The organism is Shinella sp. 20P9.1.1 (assembly GCF_057798995.1).
This window is the reverse complement of sequence record NZ_JBYOLC010000010.1, coordinates 194,185-212,159: the sequence shown is the minus strand read 5'-3', so window position 1 is coordinate 212,159 and position 17,975 is coordinate 194,185. Positions and strand designations below refer to the sequence as shown.

Sequence of the window (17,975 nt, the reverse complement as noted above, 5' to 3'; positions counted from 1 at the left end):
GCGCATCATCCAAGGAGAAGTGTCATGACGATCCATCAAGCCCCCGAGGTTGCCGAGCAGGATATCGTGCAGGTTCCCGCGGGAACCGCGACCTTCAAGAGCCGCCATCCCGAAACCATCGCGCTGCATGGCGGCAGCTTCCGTTATGATCCCACGACCGGTGCCGTCGCCGTGCCGATCTACCAGACAAGCTCGTTCCAACTGCCCGGCACCGAGGGGGCCGACAAGCTCTTCGCGCTGGAAGCGCCCGGCCATCTCTACACCCGCGTTTCCAACCCCACGCAGGATGCGTTCGAACAGCGACTTGCAGAGCTTGAAGGTGGTGCCGCAGCACTCGCCCTCTCGTCCGGTCAGGCGGCCTCGGCCTTCGCCATCCTCAACATCGCCCGCGCCGGCGACAACATCGTCAGTGCCGCCGGCCTCTATGGCGGCACCTGGGCGCTCTTCGCCGCAACGCTGAAAAGCTTCGGCATCGAGACCCGCTTCGTCGATGCAAGCGACCCGGAGGCCTTCGAGAAGGCGACGGACGATCGCACGCGCGCCTATTATGCCGAATCCCTGCCGAACCCGAAGCTGGAGGTCTTCCCGATCGCCGAAGTGGCTGCCATCGGCCGCCGGCATGGCATTCCGCTCATCGTCGACAACACCGCCGCCCCACTGGTCATCCGCCCGCTGGAGCATGGTGCGGCCGTCGTCGTCTATTCCACGACGAAATATATCGGCGGCCACGGCACCTCGATCGGCGGCGCGATCGTCGACAGCGGCACCTTCCCCTGGACGGAGAACCCGGCCCGCCAGCCGAACCTCACCGAGCCCGATGCGAGCTATCAGGGCAAGACCTGGATCGAGAAGGCCGCGGCCATCGGCTTCCACCCCTATATCCTGCGCGCCCGCGCCGTGCTCCTGCGCGATCTCGGTGCAGCGATCAGCCCGCAGAACGCCTTCCAGTTCATCCAGGGTCTCGAAACGCTACCGCTGCGCCTGCGTCAGCACAACGAGAATGCGGTGAAGATCGCCGAGTTCCTGAAAGGGCACGCCAAGGTCGAGCGCGTCATCTTCCCGAAATTCCAGGAAGGGGCGGTCAAGGCGCGGGCGGACAAGTATTTTAAGCCGGGTTATTTCGGTGCGCTGGTCGGCTTCGAGCTGAAGGGCGGGCGCGAAGCTGGCCGCCGCTTCATCGACAGCCTGCAGCTCTTCTACCACCTCGCCAATATCGGCGATGCCCGCTCGCTGGCGATCCACCCTTCGACGACCACCCATTCGCAGCTCTCGCTGGAAGACCAGCTCGCGACCGGCGTGACGCCCGGCTATGTGCGCCTCTCCATCGGTCTCGAACATCCCGACGATTTGATCGCCGACCTGGAACGGGCCATCGCCTTGGCCTGACGCCAGGCTCCGTTCCGATCGGCCCATGCCCCGGCGCACCTCCTCGCGCCGGGGTTTTTCATTTTGCACGCTTCGCCTCGTTTGCGCTCGGTCTGCAAAAAGAAACGCCATTCCACTTTAAAATACATATAAAAGATAGAATTTCTGTATTTTTATAAGGCGACCGCTACTCTCAGGGCCAATTCCAAAGGTGACCGGCTTCCCCGGACACGGCAGCGAGAAGCAGGGTAGCATGACGCAGATCGAAAACGCCTGGGGCGCTGGCCCGGGTGAGGATTATGAAGCACTGGCCGCACCGTTCCGGCCGATTTTTGCCGAGATCGCTGCGAGTGCGACCGAACGCGACCTCAATCGCGGCCTGCCGCATGAGGCGATCCGCCATCTCAAGGAAGCGGGTTTCGGCGCGGTGCGCCTGCCGGTGGAGGCGGGTGGCAAGGGTGCCAGCCTGCCGCAGTTCTTCAACCTGCTGATCGAGCTTTCGGCGGCCGATTCCAACATCACGCAGGCATTGCGCGGCCATTTCGGCTTCACCGAGGATATTCTCAACACCCGGGATCCGGAGCGTCGCGGTCTGTGGCTCGGACGCATCGGTGCCGGCGAGATCACCGGCAATGCCTGGAGCGAGATCGGTGCGGGGGCATCCCTTGACCGCTTCTCCACCAATGTCGCGGAGAAGGACGGTAGGCTCGTCCTCAACGGCGCGAAATATTACACGACCGGCTCGCTCTTCGCCGACTGGATCGATGTCGGCGCCTCCAATGCGGAGGGCGAGGGCATCTCGGTATCCGTGCGCCGCCACGCCGAGGGCGTCGATGTCGTCGACGACTGGGATGGCTTCGGCCAGACCCTGACGGCGAGCGGCACGACGACCTTCCGCGACGTCGTGGTCGAGCCGCAGGATATCGTCATCGATGACGAGCGCTTCCGCTATTCCGCCGCCTTCTACCAGCTCGTGCATCTCGCCACGCTTGCCGGCATCGGTCGGGCGATCACAGCCGATGTCGCGAAGGCCGTCGCGGAACGTCGCCGCACCTATACCCATGCCGCGGCCGCCCGCTCCAGCGAAGACCCGCAGGTTTTACAGGTCGTCGGCCGCATCCGCGCCGCCGCCTATGCCGCGGCCGCCATCACGCTTCAGGCGGCCGCCAGCCTGCAGAGGGCCTTCGAGGCGCATTTCATCGACGACGCCGATGCCGAGGAACAGGCGAATGCGATTGCCGAACTAGAGGCCGCGCAAGCCCAGACGGTCGTCTCCGACCTGATCCTGGAAGCCTCGACCCTGCTGTTCGACGCGCTCGGCGCTTCGGCCACCAAGAAGCCTGCCGGCCTCGACCGGCACTGGCGCAATGCCCGCACGCTCGCCTCGCACAATCCGCGCATCTACAAGCACCGCATCATCGGCGACTTCGCCGTCAACGGCACGCCGCCGCCCTATCAGTGGCGCATCGGCGCGAGCGCGGGCTGAGCGCGATGATCCGGCTCGAGAATATAACCAAGAGCTTTGCCGGCAAGGAGGGCGCGGTCGCGGCACTCGACGGCATCGACCTGACCATCGCCAAGGGCGAGATCTTTGGCATCATAGGCTCCTCCGGTGCCGGCAAGTCGACGCTGGTGCGGCTGATCAACCTGCTCGAACGTCCCACCGGCGGCGAGGTCTTCGTGGCCGGCGAGCGGGTGACGGACGCCAAGGGTCAGCGCCTGCGCGATCTGCGCCGGACAATCGGCATGGTGTTTCAGCATTTCAACCTCTTGAGCGCCCGCACCGTCGCCGGCAATGTCGCCTATCCGCTCGAACTCACCGGCCAGTACGGCAAGGCGGAGATCGCCGAACGGGTGGCAGCGCTGCTTGACCGTGTCGGCCTGTCGGAGCATGCGCAGAAATATCCGCGCCAGCTTTCGGGCGGGCAGAAGCAGCGGGTCGGTATTGCGCGCGCGCTCGCCTGCGAGCCTGAAGTGCTGCTCTGCGACGAGGCGACGAGCGCGCTCGATCCGCAGACGACCGGCGCCGTGCTCGATCTGCTGCGCCAGATCAACCGCGATCTCGGTGTGACCATCGTGCTCATCACCCATGAGATGGATGTGATCCGCCGCACCTGCGACCGCGTCGCCGTGCTGGATCGCGGCCGCGTGGTGGAGACGGGCGTGGTGACCGACGTCTTCCTGCATCCGCGCCATGCCGCGACGCTGCGGCTGGTGCGTGAGGCGGAGCCGGATGGCGGTTCGCTCGATGCCGCCGCCGCTTCCGATCTCGGCGGCCGAGCGGTTCGCCTCACCTTCACGGGACCGTCCGCGCACAAGCCGATCCTCGGCCGTATCGCCCGCGAAAACCTCGTGGACTACGCGATCCTCGCCGGCCGCGTCGGCCATATCCGCGAGACGCCCTATGCGCAGTTCATCGTCTCGCTCAGCGGGCGGGATGTGGCAGGCGCCATTGCCGGGCTGCGCGCCAGCGGCGTCGATGTGGAATTGCAGGGCGGGGCGCCGGTGCCCGAAATCGAGGAAAGGGCGCGCCATGTCGTTTGACAATCTCTATTGGGGCGACATCGGTGCAGCCCTTGCCCAGACGCTCGCCATGGTCGGCGGTGCGCTACTGCTCACCGTTCTGCTCGGCCTGCCGCTCGGCATCCTGCTCTTCCTGACGGGGCGGCAGCAGCTGTTCCAGGCGCCGGTCGCCTATGGCAGCCTGTCCTTCGTGCTGAGCATCATCCGCTCGGTGCCCTTCATCATCCTGCTCATCGTGCTGATGCCGGTAACGGTCATCGTGACGGGCACCTCGCTCGGCATTCGCGGCGTCATCTTCCCGCTCGTCGTCGGCACGGCGCCCTTCTTCGCGCGGCTGGTCGAGACGGCCCTGCGCGAGGTGGATCGCGGTATCATCGAGGCGAGCCTCGCCATGGGCGCCTCCACCACGCAGACGATTTTCCGCGCCGTGCTGCCCGAGGCGCTGCCGAGCCTGCTCGCCGCCATCACCGTCACGGCCATCGTGCTCGTCGACTACACGGCGATGTCCGGCGCCATCGGCGGCGGCGGGCTCGGGGATCTGGCGATCCGCTACGGCTACCACCGGTTCCAGACCGAAATCATGCTGGTCTGCGTGGCGATCCTCATCGTCTTCGTCCAGCTCATCCAGGCGAGCGGCAACCGCCTCGTCACCCACTTTTCCCGCAAATAACCAACGCTCGGAGCATACCATGCGCATCCTCAAATCCATTACCCTTGCGGCCAGCCTCGCTATCGCCGCCTTCGGCACTGCCAAGGCGAATGACACGCTCGTCGTCGGCGCCACCGCCATTCCGCATGCGGAAATCCTCGAATTCGTGAAGCCCATCCTTGCCAAGGATGGCCTCGATCTCGATATCCGCGTCTTCACGGATTACATCCAGCCGAATGCCCAGCTGGTCTCCGGCGAACTCGACGCCAATTACTACCAGTACAGGCCGTTCCTGAACGACTACAACAAGGAGCGTGGCACCGCACTCGTGCCGATCGTGCCCGTTCATATCGAGCCCTTCGTCGCCTATTCGACGAAGATCGATGCGATCGACAAGCTCGAGGACGGCGCGACGGTCGCGATCCCGAACGATCCGGTCAATGGTGGGCGCGGCCTGCTGTTGCTCCAGAAGCTCGGGCTGATCAAGGTTTCCGGCAAGCCGGAACTGACCTCGCCGGAAGACACGCTGCCGACCATCAAGGACGTCGTCGAGAACCCCAAGAACCTCAAGATCGTCGAACTCGAATCCGCCCTCCTGCCGCGCGCGCTGGGCGAGGTCGATCTGGCCGCGCTCAACGGCAATTATGTCTTCGAAGCCAAGCTCGACATCGAAAAGGCGCTGCTCGTCGATCGCGGCCAGGACGGCTACAACGTCTGGAGCGAATATCTGGTGACGCGCCCCGAGACCAAGGACGACGCGCGCGTCGCCAAACTCGCCAAGGTGCTCAACAGTGACGAAACGCGGAAGTTCATCCAGGAGCGCTACAAGGGACAGGTGGTCGCCGCCTTCTGATATCCGCCTTTCGCCGCCGGGCTGCGCCAGCCGCAGCCCGGCCTTTCTTTCCGACAGGATGGCAGCACACCATGAGCTCGAACACCGCGACCGCAACACGTCTTTCTTCTCTTGCAGAGCCGGGCGAACCCGGCTGGCTGCCCAATCCGCCGGTGGCGCCGGCCCATGTCATCCGCGACGATGCGGAGGCGATTGCCGTTGCCGAGCAGCTGCGGCCGCTCTTTGCCGCCGAGGCGAAGGAGCGCGACCGCGACAGGCGGTTGCCGTTCCGCGAGGTCGATCTCTTTTCGCAGAGCGGGCTGTGGGGTATCACCATTCCCAAGGAGTATGGCGGTGCCGGCGTTTCGCAGGTCACGCTGGCGAGGGTCTTCGCGACGCTGGCCGCCGGCGATCCCTCGCTGACGCAGATCGCCCAGAACAGTTTCGAGATCATCGACGTCATCCGGCAGACGGGCAGCGAGGCGCAGAAGCGCGAACTCTTCGGTGCGGTGCTCTCCGGAAAACGCCTTGGCAATGCCTTCTCCGAATTCGGCGGCAAGAATGTCGAGGCCTTCGAGACGAGGCTTGTCCGCAAGGGCGATCATTTCGTGGTTTCGGGCAAGAAGTTCTATTCGACGGGCGCGCTTTTCGCCCATCTCGTGCCCATCGTGGCCCTGGACGAGGAGGGTCATGTCGTTGTTGCGGTCGCGGATCGCGACGCGGCGGGGCTGGAGGTCGTCAACGACTGGTCGGCCTTCGGCCAGCGCACCACGGCCAGCGGCACGGTGACCCTTGATGAGGTCGCCATTCCCGCAAGCCGCGTGTTGCCCGCCCATATCGTCTATGAGAACCAGAGCGCCGTCGGCCCGCAGAGCCAGCTCATTCATGCGGCCATCGATGCCGGCATTGCCCGCGGCGCCATCGAGGCGACCATCGATCTTGTGCGCAACCATGCCCGCCCGTGGATCGACAGCGGCTCGGACCGCGCCGGCGACGATCCCTATACGATCGCGGCCATCGGCGACCTGAAGATCCGCCTGCACGCCGCCGAGGCATTGCTGGACCGCGCCGGCGGGGAGCTCGACGCGACGATTGCCGACGTCAATGACGAGACGATCGGCAAGGCGAAGATCGCGGTCGCCGAGGCCAAGGTTCTGACGACGGAGGTGGCGCTGGCTGCAGCCAACAAGCTGTTCGAGCTTGCCGGCACGCGCTCGACGCTCGGCGTGCACAATCTCGACCGCTTCTGGCGCGATGCGCGCACGCATACCCTGCACGATCCGGTGCGCTGGAAGTTCCACGCGGTCGGGCAATATTACCTCAACGGCGTGCAGCCGCCGCTGCATTCGTGGATCTGACCCGGTCCATGGCAAAGGAAATCCTCATCAACGCGTTCAACATGAACTGCGTCGGCCATATCAACCATGGCCTCTGGACCCATCCGCGCGACCGGTCGAGCGACTACAACAGGCTGGACTACTGGACGTCGCTCGCCGCGACGCTGGAGCGCGGCCTGTTCGACGGACTGTTCCTCGCCGATATCGTCGGGGTCTATGATGTTTATCAGCAATCCGTCGACCTGACGCTGCGCGAATCCATCCAGCTTCCGGTCAACGATCCCCTGATGCTGGTCTCGGCCATGGCGGCGGTGACGAAGGGGCTCGGTTTCGGCGTGACCGTCAATGTCCATGCCGAGGAGCCCTATATCTTCGCCCGGCGCCTCTCGACGCTCGATCATCTGACGGATGGCCGCATCGGCTGGAACATCGTGACCGGCTATCTCGACAGTGCGGCGCGCGCCGTGGGCCAGGCGGCGCTTGGCGAGCACGATACGCGCTATGACCGGGCCGATGAATGCCTCGACCTGCTCTATGCGCTTTGGGAGGGCAGCTGGGATGACGATGCCGTGCGGCGCGACCGTGCCGCGCGCGTCTATGCCGATCCCGCCAGGGTGCGGAAGATCCGGCACGAGGGCCCGTATTTCAAGGCGGAGGGCTATCATCTTTCGGAGCCGTCGCGCCAGCGTACACCCGTCCTCTATCAGGCGGGTACGTCCGGCCGCGGACGGCAGTTTGCCGCACGCCATGCCGAATGCGTCTTCATCTCCTCGCCCGACACGGCGGTCGCCCGCACGGCATCGCGAGCGATCCGGCAGGGCGCGGTGGAAGCGGGGCGGCGGGCCGAGGATGTGCGCATCTTTGCCGGCATCACCGTCGTCGTGGACCGCACGGAAAAGGCAGCGCGGGAAAAATACGAGGATTATGTGCGCCATGCGAGCCCGGAGGCGGGTCTTGCCCATTTCTCCGCCGGCACGGGCATCGATTTCTCGCAATACGACCTCGACGAGCCGATTATCTACGGCAAGGGCAATTTCGTGCAGACCTCCGTCGATCTGGCGCGTGAACGCGGCTGGACCAAACGCACCATTCTTTCGGGCATGGCGCTTGGCGGGCGTTATCCGCTTGTTGTCGGCGATGCCGATCAGGTTGCCGACGCGCTGGAAGCGTGGATCGACGCGGGCGAGGTGGACGGCTTCAACCTGGCGCGCACGGTGACGCCGGAAAGTTACGAGGATTTCATCGATCTCGTCGTGCCCGTGCTGCAGGAGCGCGGCCGCTACAAGACCGCCTATGGCGAGGGTAGCCTGCGCAACCGGCTGTTCGGTGGAGGCGACCGATTGCCGGACCGTCACCCCGCCGGCGCTTTTCGCACGCGCGCCGCGCTGTGAGAAACGGCCTTGGCGCGGTAGCGCCGTCAGCCTGCGCGGTTTCTTTCTCGATGGACTGCAACTTTGGAAAATTCTGCCTGTCTCCGGCCAATAGTCCATTTAATTTGTAGAATACATGAACGCCATCAGCTTCGCCAATCGCAAGGCCGCCGCCTGCGCCCGATCCCGCGTCTTTCGAAAGGATTTCTCATGAGCAGCGTTATCAGGCTCGCCGAGCCCCAGGATACGGCCCACCGTATCGCCAGCGAGGACGAGGCGTTGGCCGTCGCCCGCACACTGGCCGCCGAGTTCGTTGGCGGCGCGAGCCGCCGGGACTATGAGCGGGCGCTGCCGCATGAGGAGCTGGACAGGCTTTCGGCCTCCGGCCTGCTCGCCATCACCGTTCCCGCAGACTATGGCGGCATCGACGTTTCCAATTCCGTGCTCGCCGAGGTCACGGCGATCCTGTCGGAGGCCGACAGTTCGATCGGGCAGATCCCGCAGAACCATTTCTACATTCTCGAGGCGCTCCGCCATGATGGCAGCGAGGCGCAGAAGCGCTTCTATTTCGGCCGCGCACTGGCCGGCGATCGTTTCGGCAATGCGCTTTCCGAGGTCGGCACGAAGACGGTGGGCGATTACAACACCCGCATTACGCCCGACGGCGCAGGTTTTCGCATCAACGGGCGGAAGTTTTATTCCACAGGCGTGCTCTTTGCCCATTGGGTGGTGATCTTCGGGCTCGATGCGGAGGACCGCCTCACCATGTCCTTCGCCCCGCGCGGGACCGAGGGGATCGAGATCGTCGACGACTGGGACGGTTTCGGCCAGCGCACGACGGGCAGCGGCACGACGATCCTGCGCGACGTCTATGTGCCGGCCGATGCCGTCGTGCCGCATCAGAAAGGTTTCGAGCGCCCCGGTACGATCGGTTCGGTCGGCCAGATTATCCATGCCGGGGTCGATCTGGGTATTGCGCGGGCGGCCTTGAAAGAGACGATCGGTTATGTTCGCGACAAGGCGCGGCCGTGGACCGGCAGCGGGGTCGAGCGCGCCGCCGACGATCCGCTGACCATCGCCCGCATCGGCGAACTCGCCATCCGCGTCGAGGCGGCCGAGGCGACATTGGAGCGGGCCGGGCGCAAGGTCGACCAGGCGCAGGTCAATCTCACCGCGGACAATGCCGTCGCCGCGACGCTTGCGGTGGCCGCCGCCAAGGTGCTGACGAGCGAGCTCGCCATCGACGCCACCAACGTGCTTTTCGAACTGGCCGGCACTTCCGCCACCAAGCGCGGCCTCAACCTCGAACGCCACTGGCGCAACGCCCGCACCCACACGCTGCACGATCCGGTGCGCTGGAAGTATCACGTCGTCGGCAACTATCACCTCAATGGCGTCACGCCGCCGAAGAACGGCGCGCTCTGAAATCCAGCCTCGTGGTGGGGGTGGTCACCTGGTCGCAATCCCCTTGGGGTTGCGGCCTTTTTTATTGGTGATCCAACCGGTTTGGAGATCGCGTGGATGCCGCTCCCCGAGACTTCGGCCCGTAATCAGAAAAGCCATTCCGGAAATTAATCTATATAAAAGATAGAATTTCTGTATTTGAATGCGGAAGACGCTATCTTCGCTCCCGGTCGATGCCGTCGGGCATCCTCGTTCGCTGGAGAGACCCATGGCACGCCACATCCGCTTCAACGCCTTCGACATGAACTGCGTGGGCCACCAGTCCCCCGGCCTCTGGGCGCATCCGCGCGACAAGTCCTGGAAATACAAGGACCTGGACTATTGGCAGGATCTCGCCCGCACATTGGAGCGCGGGGTTTTCGACGGTATCTTCATTGCCGATGTCATTGGCTACTACGATGTCTACAAGGGCTCGAACTACCACGCCATCCATCAGGCCGCGCAGCTTCCGGTGAACGATCCGCTACAGCTTGCGGCCCCCATCGCGCTCGCCACCGAACATCTCGGCATCGGCATCACCGCCTCCACCTCCTTCGAACATCCCTATACCTTCGCCCGCCGCCTCGCGACGGCGGACCATCATTCCAAGGGGCGTATCGGCTGGAACATCGTCACCTCCTATCTGGAGAGCGGCGCGAAGAATATCGGGCAGGGCGGCCTGCGCCGGCACGACAATCGCTACGAGGTCGCCGCCGAATATGTCGAGGTGCTCTACAAGCTGCTCGAAGGCTCCTGGGAGGAGGGGGCGGTGGTGCGCGACGGCGACAGGCGCATCTTCACCCATCCGGAAAAGGTCCACGAGATCGGCCACAAGGGCAAGTATTTCGAGGTGCCGGGCTACGGCCTCACCGAGCCCTCGCCGCAGCGGACACCGGTTCTCTACCAGGCCGGCGCCTCCGGTCCGGGCAAGGCGTTTGCCGCAGCCCATGCCGAATGCATCTTCGTCGCCGCGCCGACGAAATCGGTGCTGAAGGCCTACGTCGCCGATATCCGCCAGCGCATTGCCGCCGCCGGCCGCGATTCGAAGAAGGTCTATATCTATACGCTCGTCACCGTCATCACCGACGAGACCGAGGAAAAGGCGCAGAAGAAGTTCGAGGACTACAGGAGCTACGTCTCCTATGACGGCTCGCTGACCTTCATGTCCGGCTGGAGCGGCATCGATTTCGGCCAGTATGCGCCCACGGATGTGGTCGAGAAGATCGAGACCAACGCCATCCACTCCTTCGTCGAGCATATTGCCGGCGGCGACAAGTCCTGGACCATCGACGAGCTCGCGCAGTTCGGCGGCATCGGCGGCATGGGACCGGTCTTCGTCGGCTCGCCGGAGCGCATTGCCGATATCCTGCAGGAATGGGTGGCCGATACGGATGTCGACGGTTTCAACCTCGCCTATGCGGTGACGCCCGACAGCTTCGAGGACGTCGTTGCCCATATCGTGCCGGAATTGCAGAAACGCGATGCCTATCCGACGGCCTACAGGCAGGGTACATTGCGGGAAAAGCTGTTCGGCGAGGGACCCTATCTGCCGAAAACCCATCCGGCCGACGGCTACCGGGATATCGAAGCCGTGAAGCGGCGCGATGCCGAACGTATTCCGGCGCTGAAATCGATCGGCGCGTAAAGCAGTGTCAATGCCGATGTCCCTTCCGGACGTGACTGTGGACCAGAGCCGTGCAACGCCCGTCGTCGCCATCATCGGCGGCGGCTTCACGGGGGCGGCCTGTGCCTGTCATCTCGCAGGCAAGCTTGCCGGCGGTGCCGCTGGGATCGTCGTCTTCGAACCCCGGTCGGTACTCGGTGGCGGCCTCGCCTATGATACGGATGAACGGGCGCACCGCATCAACGTGCCGGCGTCGCGCATGACGCTCGTGCCCGAGGACGGCGATCATTTTCAGCGCTGGCTCGAAAGCAGCGGCGCCCTTGCCGATGATCCGGACGCCATTACGCCAGATGGGCACGCCTTTGCGCGCCGCTCCGCCTTCGGCCGTTATGTCGCCGACAGCCTTGCTCCCCTTGTCGCCCGCGGCGCGATCGAGCATCGCCGCAGCCGTGTTCGGGCGCTGACAGGGTCTCCCGCCGGCCTCTGGAACATCGCGGCGGAAGACGGTTCGGTGCTGGAGGCCGATATCGTCGTTCTCGCGACGACGCACCCCAGCCCGCAGCCGCCTGCCGCTGTCGATCGTGTTCTTGCCGGCCATGCCGGTTACGTTCCCGATGCCACCGTGCCCGGCGCCCTCTCCGGCATCGGTGTGGAGGACAGGGTGCTGATCGTGGGAACGGGGCTGACGGCGGCCGATGTGATCGCAACGCTCGATGCCGGCGGCCATCGTGGGCTCATCACCGCCGTCTCGCGCCGCGGGCTTCGTTCGCGCGGGCACAATCTGTCCGCACAGGAACCGTTCGGCGATTTCCTCGATCCGCCCGCGTGCTCGGCGCGCGCCTTGCTTCGACGGGTCCGCAATACCCTCGCCGAAGCGCAGGCCGCAGGGGTGAGCTGGCACGCGGTTTTCGATCGGCTTCGTGGGCAGGGCGGCGATATCTGGCGCGCCTTGCCGGTCGCCGAGCGCCGGCGCCTCGTGCGTTTCCTGCGGCCCTATTGGGACGTGCACCGCTTCCGCATCGCACCTCAGCTGGAAGCGATCATCGACCGGCGTCTGGCAGATGGCACACTCGCTTTCCATGCAGCCGCCATATCGGTTGTGAACCGTTCGGCGGACGGCGGAATCGTCGTGGACTTTCGTTCCCGCCATGGCGGGAAACCGTTCCAAAGGCGGGTCGACAGCGTGGTCATCACCACCGGCCCGGGCCATGCCTCGGTCCTTTCAAGCCAGCCCTTTCTGGCAAGCCTCGCCGAAGCGGGAGACCTGCAACCGGACGCCGTCGGCCTCGGCATCGCCGTCGACGCGCAAAGCCGTGCCATCGGTGCGGATGGAAGTGCGGCAGAGACCCTTTACGTTGCAGGCCCATTGGCACGCGGTACGTTCGGCGAACTGATGGGGCTGCCGCAAGTGACGGAGCATGCGGTTTTTGTTGCGGAGAATGTTGCGCAGACGGTGCGGGCCGTCAGGCCCCGCAACAGGATATAAAAGCCCCGCGCGTGAAAACTGCGGGGCCTTTATGGTCCGGAAGACCTAACGCGGCAAATTGCGCGCAATGTGCGCCTCGAAGGCTTTTCCGAAATTGACCAGAAAATCGCGCGTGCCGTCGTTCGTCAGCTGACCGGCATCGTCGAACAATCCGCCGCTGCCGCCAATATAGGCCTCGGGCTGCCCAAGCACCGGCATGTTCAGGAAGCTCAGCGATTGGCGCAGATGATGATTGGCGCCGAAGCCGCCGATTGCGCCGATCGAGGTCGAGATGATCGCGGCCGGTTTACCAGCCAGCGCGCCCTGGCCATAGGGCCGCGACGCGACGTCGATGGCGTTCTTCAGCACGCCGGGAACCGAGCGATTGTATTCGGCGGTCACGAAAAGCACGGCATCGGCGGCCGAAATCGCGGTGCGGAACGTCGTCCAGTCCGCAGGTGGTGAGGCCTCGAGATCCTGGTTGAAATACGAGACAGCACCGATATCGAGAAAATCGAAGGTCAGGCTGGGCGTCAGTGCGGCAAAGGTCTTGGCTATCTTGCGGCTGAACGATTCCTTGCGGAGGCTGCCGACGAGAACTGCAACTGAGGTCATGGGAAACTCCAAGCTGAAAGGACGGCTGATCCTCGTCCTTCACCAGGGAAAACTCAACACGCAAGATGCCTCTCTCGCCGTCCGGCACAAGATATCGATAATCCGGGGCCGCGTTTGCGACCCCGGATTTTTTTGCGTGAGCAGAACCGCCCTGCCCGATGGTGGGTCTAGGCCCCGGCTCTTCCCTGCGCCGCTATCGTCAGTGCCGCACGGCCGGCACACCTTCCGCGTCGTCGGCCATTGTCGAACGGCCGTGCTGGACGAGCGGGCGGTTGCCCGCGAGGCGGCGCAGCAGGACGTAGAACACGGGCGTCATGAAGATGCCGAAGAACGTGACGCCGATCATGCCGGAGAAGACGGCGAGACCCATGGCGGCGCGCATTTCGGAACCCGCCCCCGTCGAGAGCACCAGCGGCACGACGCCCATGATGAAGGCCATGGAGGTCATGAGGATCGGCCGCAGGCGCAGGCGGCTGGCCTCGATCGCCGCCTGCATCGGCGTGCGTCCCTCGAATTCCAGTTCGCGGGCGAACTCGACGATCAGGATCGCATTCTTCGCTGAGAGGCCCACCAGCACCACGAGGCCAATCTGGGTGAAGACGTTGTTGTCGCCCCCCGTGTACCAGACCCCGGCGAGTGCCGCGAGCACGCCCATCGGCACGATCATGATGATGGCGATCGGCAGCGTCAGGCTCTCATACTGGGCGGCCAGAACGAGATAGACCAGCAACAGCGCGAGCGGGAAGACGTATATGCTCGAATTGCCGGCGAGGATCTGCTGGTAGGTCAGGTCCGTCCACTCGAAATCGATGCCGGCGGGCAACGTCTCGGCAGCGATCTTTTCCACGGCCGCCTGGGCCTGGCCCGACGAGAACCCGGGCGCCGGGCCGCCGTTGATATCGGCGGCGAGGAAGCCATTGTAGCGCGTGGTGCGCTCTGGCCCCGTCGTCGCGTCCACTTTCAGGAGGGCGGCGAGCGGGATCATCTCGCCGGACTGAGAGCGCACTTTCAGCTGGCCGATATCCTCCGGCTTCGCACGGAAGGCGGAATCGGCCTGGACGCGCACGCTGTAGGTCCTGCCGAAGGCGTTGAAGTCGTTGACATAGAGCGAGCCGAGATAGATCTGCAGCGTCTCGAACACATCCGTCACCCGCACGCCGAGCTGCTGGGCCTTGGCCCGGTCGAGATCGGCATAGAGCTGCGGCACGTTGATCTGGAAGCTGGAGAACAGACCGGCCAGTTCCGGCGTCTGGTAGGCTTTTCCGAGGAAAGCCTGCGTCGCCTCGTTGAGGGCGCCGTAGCCGAGGCCCGCGCGGTCCTCGATCTGCAGCTTGAAGCCGCCCGTCGTGCCGAGACCATTGACCGGCGGCGGCGGGAACATGGCGATGAAGGCGTCCTGGATGCCGGCGAATTTCTGGTTGAGCTGCATGGCGATCGCGCCGCCGGAGAGCTCCGGCGTCTTGCGCTCTTCGAAATCGTCGAGCACGGCGAAGACGATGCCCGAGTTGGAGCCGATGGTGAAACCGTTGATCGACAAGCCGGGGAAGGCGATGGCATGGGCGACGCCGGGCTGCGCCAGCGTGATCTCGCTCATCTTCTTGATGACCTCTTCCGTGCGGTCGAGGGTGGCCCCATCGGGCAGCTGGGCGAAGCCGACGAGGTATTGCTTGTCCTGCGCCGGCACGAAGCCGCCCGGCACGGCGTTGAACACCGTGTAGGTGGCGCCGACGAGGGCGAGATAGACGATCATGACCAGCGACTTGCGCGTGACGAGCCCGCCGATGGTGCGGCCGTAGCCGTTCGACGCCGCGCCGAACGCCCGGTTGAAGCCGCGGAAGAACCAGCCGAACAGGCTGTCCATGAGGCGCGTCAGCCAGTCCTTCGGCGCATGGTGATCCCTAAGGAGAAGGGCGGCCAGTGCCGGCGACAGCGTCAGCGAGTTGATCGCCGAGATGACGGTCGAGATGGCGATGGTCAGGGCGAACTGGCGGTAGAACTGGCCTGAAAGGCCGCTGATGAAGGCGAGCGGCACGAAGACGGCGACGAGCACGAGCGCAATCGCGATGATCGGGCCGGAGACTTCCCGCATGGCGCGGTAGGTCGCCTCGCGCGGGGAAAGGCCGTTTTCGATGTTGCGTTCGACGTTTTCGACGACGACGATCGCGTCGTCCACCACGATGCCGATGGCGAGCACGAGGCCGAACAGCGTCAGCGCGTTCACCGAGAAGCCGAAGGCATACATCACGGCGAAGGTGCCGATGATCGAGACGGGCACGGCGAGCAGCGGGATGATCGAGGCGCGCCAGGTTTGCAGGAAGACGATGACGACGAGCACGACGAGCGCGATTGCTTCGAGCAGCGTATCGACGACCTTGTCGATGGAGGCGCGCACGAATTCGGTGGTGTCGTAGACGATCTCGTATTTCACGCCGTCGGGCATGGCGAGCTGGAGCTGGTCCATGGTCGCGCGCACAGTGTCGGCGATCTCGATGGCGTTGGAACCGGGGGCCTGAAGCACGGCGATGGCGACGGCTGGCTGGCCGTCCAGCAGCGAGCGCAGCGTGTAGTCGGCCGCCCCCATCTCGACGCGGGCGACGTCCCGCAGGCGGGTGATCTCGCCGGATGCGCCCGTCTTGACGATGATGTTGCCGAACTCTTCCGGCGTGCGCAGGCGGCCCTGGGCGTTGACGTTGAGCTGGAGGTTCACCTCGTTGGGTGTCGGGGACGCGCCGATGATGCCGGCGGCGGCCTGCACGTTCTGTTCACGGATCGCGTTGCTGATGTCGCTGGCGGCCAGCGCATGTTCGGCCGCCTTCTGCGGATCGATCCACACGCGCATCGCATAGTCGCCGGCACCGAAGACCTGGACCTGACCGGCGCCTTCGATGCGGGCGAGCCGGTCCTTGATGTTGAGCGTGGCGTAGTTGCGCAGATAGGTCACGTCATAGCGGTCGGTCGTCGAGACGAGGTTGACCACCATGATGAAGTCGGGCGAGCTCTTGACGGTTGTCACGCCGAGCGCGCGCACCTCCGCCGGCAGGCGCGGTTCGGCCTGCGACACGCGGTTCTGCACGAGCTGCTGGGCCTTGTCCGGGTCCGTGCCGAGCTTGAAGGTGACGGTCAGCGTCAGCACGCCGTCCGACGTCGCCTGGCTGTTCATGTAGAGCATGTCCTCGACGCCGTTGATCTGCTCTTCGAGCGGGGTCGCGACGGTCTCGGAAATGACGACGGGATTGGCGCCCGGATAGACGGCGCGCACCACGATGGAGGGCGGCACAACCTCGGGATATTCGGAAATCGGCAGCGATCGCATGCCGATCAGACCGGCGACCACGATGAGGATCGACAGCACCCCGGCAAAGACCGGGCGATCGATAAAGAAACGGGAGATGTTCATGGGGCACCCTCTCCAGGATGAAATTCGGACGAGCGGTCCTGTCCGGCGGGCAAGGCTCCGCCGACGGATATTGATTTGTTTGGGTTACGGGGCAGGGCGCGCCAGCGCCCCGCCGGCCTTCGCTACTTCACGGAGGCGACGCTTTCCTGCTCCTGCGGATCGACCACGACGCCGGGGCGCACGCGCTGCAGGCCGTTGACGACGACCTTGTCGCCATTGGCCAGCCCGCTTTCAACGATGCGCTCGCCGCCCGAAAGGCTGCCGAGCACGATCGGCCGGTAGGTGACCTTGTTGTCCTTGTCCACGACGAAGACGAACTTTTTGTCCTGGTCGGTGCCGACGGCCTTTTCGCTGACGAGGATCTTGCTCTCGGGCTTCGGCTCACCCATGCGGATGCGCACGAACTGGCCGGGGATCAGCCTGCCGCCCGGATTGTCGAGGACGGCGCGCACCGTGATGGTGCCGCTTGCCGCGTCCACCTCGTTGCCGATGAGCTGGAGCTTGCCGTGGATCGGCGTACCCTCGTCGGCGAGCGTGCCGACTTCGACCGGGATCTGCTCGATCGGCTGAAGCGCGCCTTCGGAGGCGGGGAGCGCCGCGAGGGCTGCGGCGACCGTTTCTTCGCTGACATTGAAGCCGGCATAGATCGGGTCGACGGAGACCAGCGTCGTCAGGGCCGGGGAGGCCGAGCCGCCGGCGACGAGGTTGCCGGTGGTGATCTCCACCTTGCCAACACGGCCGGAAACCGGCGCGCGAACCTCGGTATAGCTGAGCTCCAGCTTGGCGGCGTCGAGCGTCGCCTGTGCGGTCTTGAGGCTCGCCTCAGCTTCCGAAAGCGCGTTCTGGCGCTGGTCGATATCGCTCTGCGAGACGCTGTTGCTCTGGGCGAGGCGTTCGCCGCGCTCGAGCTGGGTCTTCGCGAGTTTGACGCGGGCCTCGGCCGAGGCATATTGCCCCTCGGCCTGCGTGACCGCAGTCTGGAAAGGCTGCGGATCGATCGTGAAAAGCAGGTCGCCGGCCTTCACCAGCGCGCCCTCGCGAAAGTCGACGGACTGGATGGCGCCGGCGACGCGCGAACGGATCTGCACGCGGTCGATGGCTTCCAGGCGGCCGGAAAACTCCTGCCAGGTCACGACATTCTTGTTCTCGACCACCGCGACGGTGACCGGTACGGCTGGTACTTCGGCCGTCGCCGCAGCTTCGGCCTTAGCGGGCTTGCTTGGAACCTGAACCATTAGAGCCGCGCCAAAAATGGACGCGAGCAATCCCAGGCCGGTGCCCGTGAGGGCCCAGCGTTTGCGCTTCGATAACATTGTTTTCTCCTTGTGGCCTCAGGCCACGCTATGCTTTGGGTT

The 17,975-nt window shown here is 64.9% G+C and carries 13 protein-coding genes; 10 read left to right on the top strand and 3 right to left on the bottom strand.

The genetic code is table 11. The features are described from left to right. Window positions 1-24 precede the first annotated feature (24 nt). From AC27VQ_RS18405 to AC27VQ_RS18360, 10 genes are all read left to right on the top strand, one after another. The gene (locus tag AC27VQ_RS18405; protein WP_488717417.1) at window positions 25-1,386 is read left to right on the top strand and encodes an O-acetylhomoserine aminocarboxypropyltransferase/cysteine synthase family protein; all 1,362 of its coding nucleotides are present in this window, start codon (window positions 25-27) and stop codon (window positions 1,384-1,386) included. 232 nt (window positions 1,387-1,618) lie between these two features. After that, window positions 1,619-2,851, top strand: a complete 1,233-nt coding sequence (locus tag AC27VQ_RS18400) for an acyl-CoA dehydrogenase family protein (protein WP_488717416.1) — start codon at window positions 1,619-1,621, stop codon at window positions 2,849-2,851. A 5-nt stretch (window positions 2,852-2,856) separates the two neighbouring features. Continuing rightward, the gene (locus AC27VQ_RS18395) at window positions 2,857-3,909 is read left to right on the top strand and encodes a methionine ABC transporter ATP-binding protein (RefSeq protein ID WP_488717415.1); all 1,053 of its coding nucleotides are present in this window, start codon (window positions 2,857-2,859) and stop codon (window positions 3,907-3,909) included. Continuing rightward, window positions 3,899-4,558, top strand: coding sequence for a methionine ABC transporter permease (locus tag AC27VQ_RS18390; RefSeq protein ID WP_488717414.1), 660 nt, complete (start codon window positions 3,899-3,901; stop codon window positions 4,556-4,558). Before AC27VQ_RS18395 ends, AC27VQ_RS18390 begins: the two co-directional genes overlap by 11 nt. 19 nt (window positions 4,559-4,577) lie before the next feature. Beyond that, the gene (locus tag AC27VQ_RS18385) at window positions 4,578-5,390 is read left to right on the top strand and encodes a MetQ/NlpA family ABC transporter substrate-binding protein (RefSeq protein ID WP_488717413.1); all 813 of its coding nucleotides are present in this window, start codon (window positions 4,578-4,580) and stop codon (window positions 5,388-5,390) included. Window positions 5,391-5,461: 71 nt separating this feature from the next. Continuing rightward, window positions 5,462-6,727 (top strand): SfnB family sulfur acquisition oxidoreductase, encoded by a 1,266-nt coding sequence (locus tag AC27VQ_RS18380; protein ID WP_488717412.1) that lies wholly within the window; start codon window positions 5,462-5,464, stop codon window positions 6,725-6,727. 8 nt (window positions 6,728-6,735) lie between these two features. Beyond that, the gene (locus AC27VQ_RS18375; protein ID WP_488717411.1) at window positions 6,736-8,097 is read left to right on the top strand and encodes an LLM class flavin-dependent oxidoreductase; all 1,362 of its coding nucleotides are present in this window, start codon (window positions 6,736-6,738) and stop codon (window positions 8,095-8,097) included. 189 nt (window positions 8,098-8,286) lie between these two features. Further along, window positions 8,287-9,501, top strand: a complete 1,215-nt coding sequence (locus AC27VQ_RS18370) for an SfnB family sulfur acquisition oxidoreductase (protein ID WP_488717410.1) — start codon at window positions 8,287-8,289, stop codon at window positions 9,499-9,501. A 247-nt stretch (window positions 9,502-9,748) separates the two neighbouring features. After that, a complete protein-coding gene (locus AC27VQ_RS18365) occupies window positions 9,749-11,164 on the top strand; it encodes an LLM class flavin-dependent oxidoreductase (RefSeq protein WP_488717409.1) in 1,416 nt (471 codons plus the stop codon). 10 nt (window positions 11,165-11,174) lie between these two features. Next, the gene (locus AC27VQ_RS18360) at window positions 11,175-12,629 is read left to right on the top strand and encodes an FAD/NAD(P)-binding protein (RefSeq protein ID WP_488717408.1); all 1,455 of its coding nucleotides are present in this window, start codon (window positions 11,175-11,177) and stop codon (window positions 12,627-12,629) included. A 45-nt stretch (window positions 12,630-12,674) separates the two neighbouring features. Here AC27VQ_RS18360 and AC27VQ_RS18355 read toward each other — a convergent pair whose 3' ends face one another. The 3 genes from AC27VQ_RS18355 to AC27VQ_RS18345 form a co-directional block, all read right to left on the bottom strand. Next, window positions 12,675-13,223 (bottom strand): NADPH-dependent FMN reductase, encoded by a 549-nt coding sequence (locus tag AC27VQ_RS18355; RefSeq protein WP_488717407.1) that lies wholly within the window; start codon window positions 13,221-13,223, stop codon window positions 12,675-12,677. A 199-nt stretch (window positions 13,224-13,422) separates the two neighbouring features. Beyond that, window positions 13,423-16,620, bottom strand: coding sequence for an efflux RND transporter permease subunit (locus tag AC27VQ_RS18350; protein WP_488717406.1), 3,198 nt, complete (start codon window positions 16,618-16,620; stop codon window positions 13,423-13,425). A 122-nt stretch (window positions 16,621-16,742) separates the two neighbouring features. Beyond that, complete coding sequence (locus AC27VQ_RS18345; RefSeq protein ID WP_488717405.1) at window positions 16,743-17,933, bottom strand: efflux RND transporter periplasmic adaptor subunit; 1,191 nt, start codon at window positions 17,931-17,933, stop codon at window positions 16,743-16,745. Window positions 17,934-17,975: the final 42 nt, after the last annotated feature.

Excerpts from the sequence above, each read along its gene's own strand:
- AC27VQ_RS18405 (WP_488717417.1), top strand. The coding sequence starts at position 25 with ATGACGATCCATCAAGCCCCCGAGGTTGCCGAGCAGGATATCGTGCAG.
- AC27VQ_RS18400 (WP_488717416.1), top strand. The coding sequence starts at position 1,619 with ATGACGCAGATCGAAAACGCCTGGGGCGCTGGCCCGGGTGAGGATTAT.
- AC27VQ_RS18395 (WP_488717415.1), top strand. The coding sequence starts at position 2,857 with ATGATCCGGCTCGAGAATATAACCAAGAGCTTTGCCGGCAAGGAGGGC.
- AC27VQ_RS18390 (WP_488717414.1), top strand. The coding sequence starts at position 3,899 with ATGTCGTTTGACAATCTCTATTGGGGCGACATCGGTGCAGCCCTTGCC.
- AC27VQ_RS18385 (WP_488717413.1), top strand. The coding sequence starts at position 4,578 with ATGCGCATCCTCAAATCCATTACCCTTGCGGCCAGCCTCGCTATCGCC.
- AC27VQ_RS18380 (WP_488717412.1), top strand. The coding sequence starts at position 5,462 with ATGAGCTCGAACACCGCGACCGCAACACGTCTTTCTTCTCTTGCAGAG.
- AC27VQ_RS18375 (WP_488717411.1), top strand. The coding sequence starts at position 6,736 with ATGGCAAAGGAAATCCTCATCAACGCGTTCAACATGAACTGCGTCGGC.
- AC27VQ_RS18370 (WP_488717410.1), top strand. The coding sequence starts at position 8,287 with ATGAGCAGCGTTATCAGGCTCGCCGAGCCCCAGGATACGGCCCACCGT.
- AC27VQ_RS18365 (WP_488717409.1), top strand. The coding sequence starts at position 9,749 with ATGGCACGCCACATCCGCTTCAACGCCTTCGACATGAACTGCGTGGGC.
- AC27VQ_RS18360 (WP_488717408.1), top strand. The coding sequence starts at position 11,175 with ATGCCGATGTCCCTTCCGGACGTGACTGTGGACCAGAGCCGTGCAACG.
- AC27VQ_RS18355 (WP_488717407.1), bottom strand. The coding sequence starts at position 13,223 with ATGACCTCAGTTGCAGTTCTCGTCGGCAGCCTCCGCAAGGAATCGTTC.
- AC27VQ_RS18350 (WP_488717406.1), bottom strand. The coding sequence starts at position 16,620 with ATGAACATCTCCCGTTTCTTTATCGATCGCCCGGTCTTTGCCGGGGTG.
- AC27VQ_RS18345 (WP_488717405.1), bottom strand. The coding sequence starts at position 17,933 with ATGTTATCGAAGCGCAAACGCTGGGCCCTCACGGGCACCGGCCTGGGA.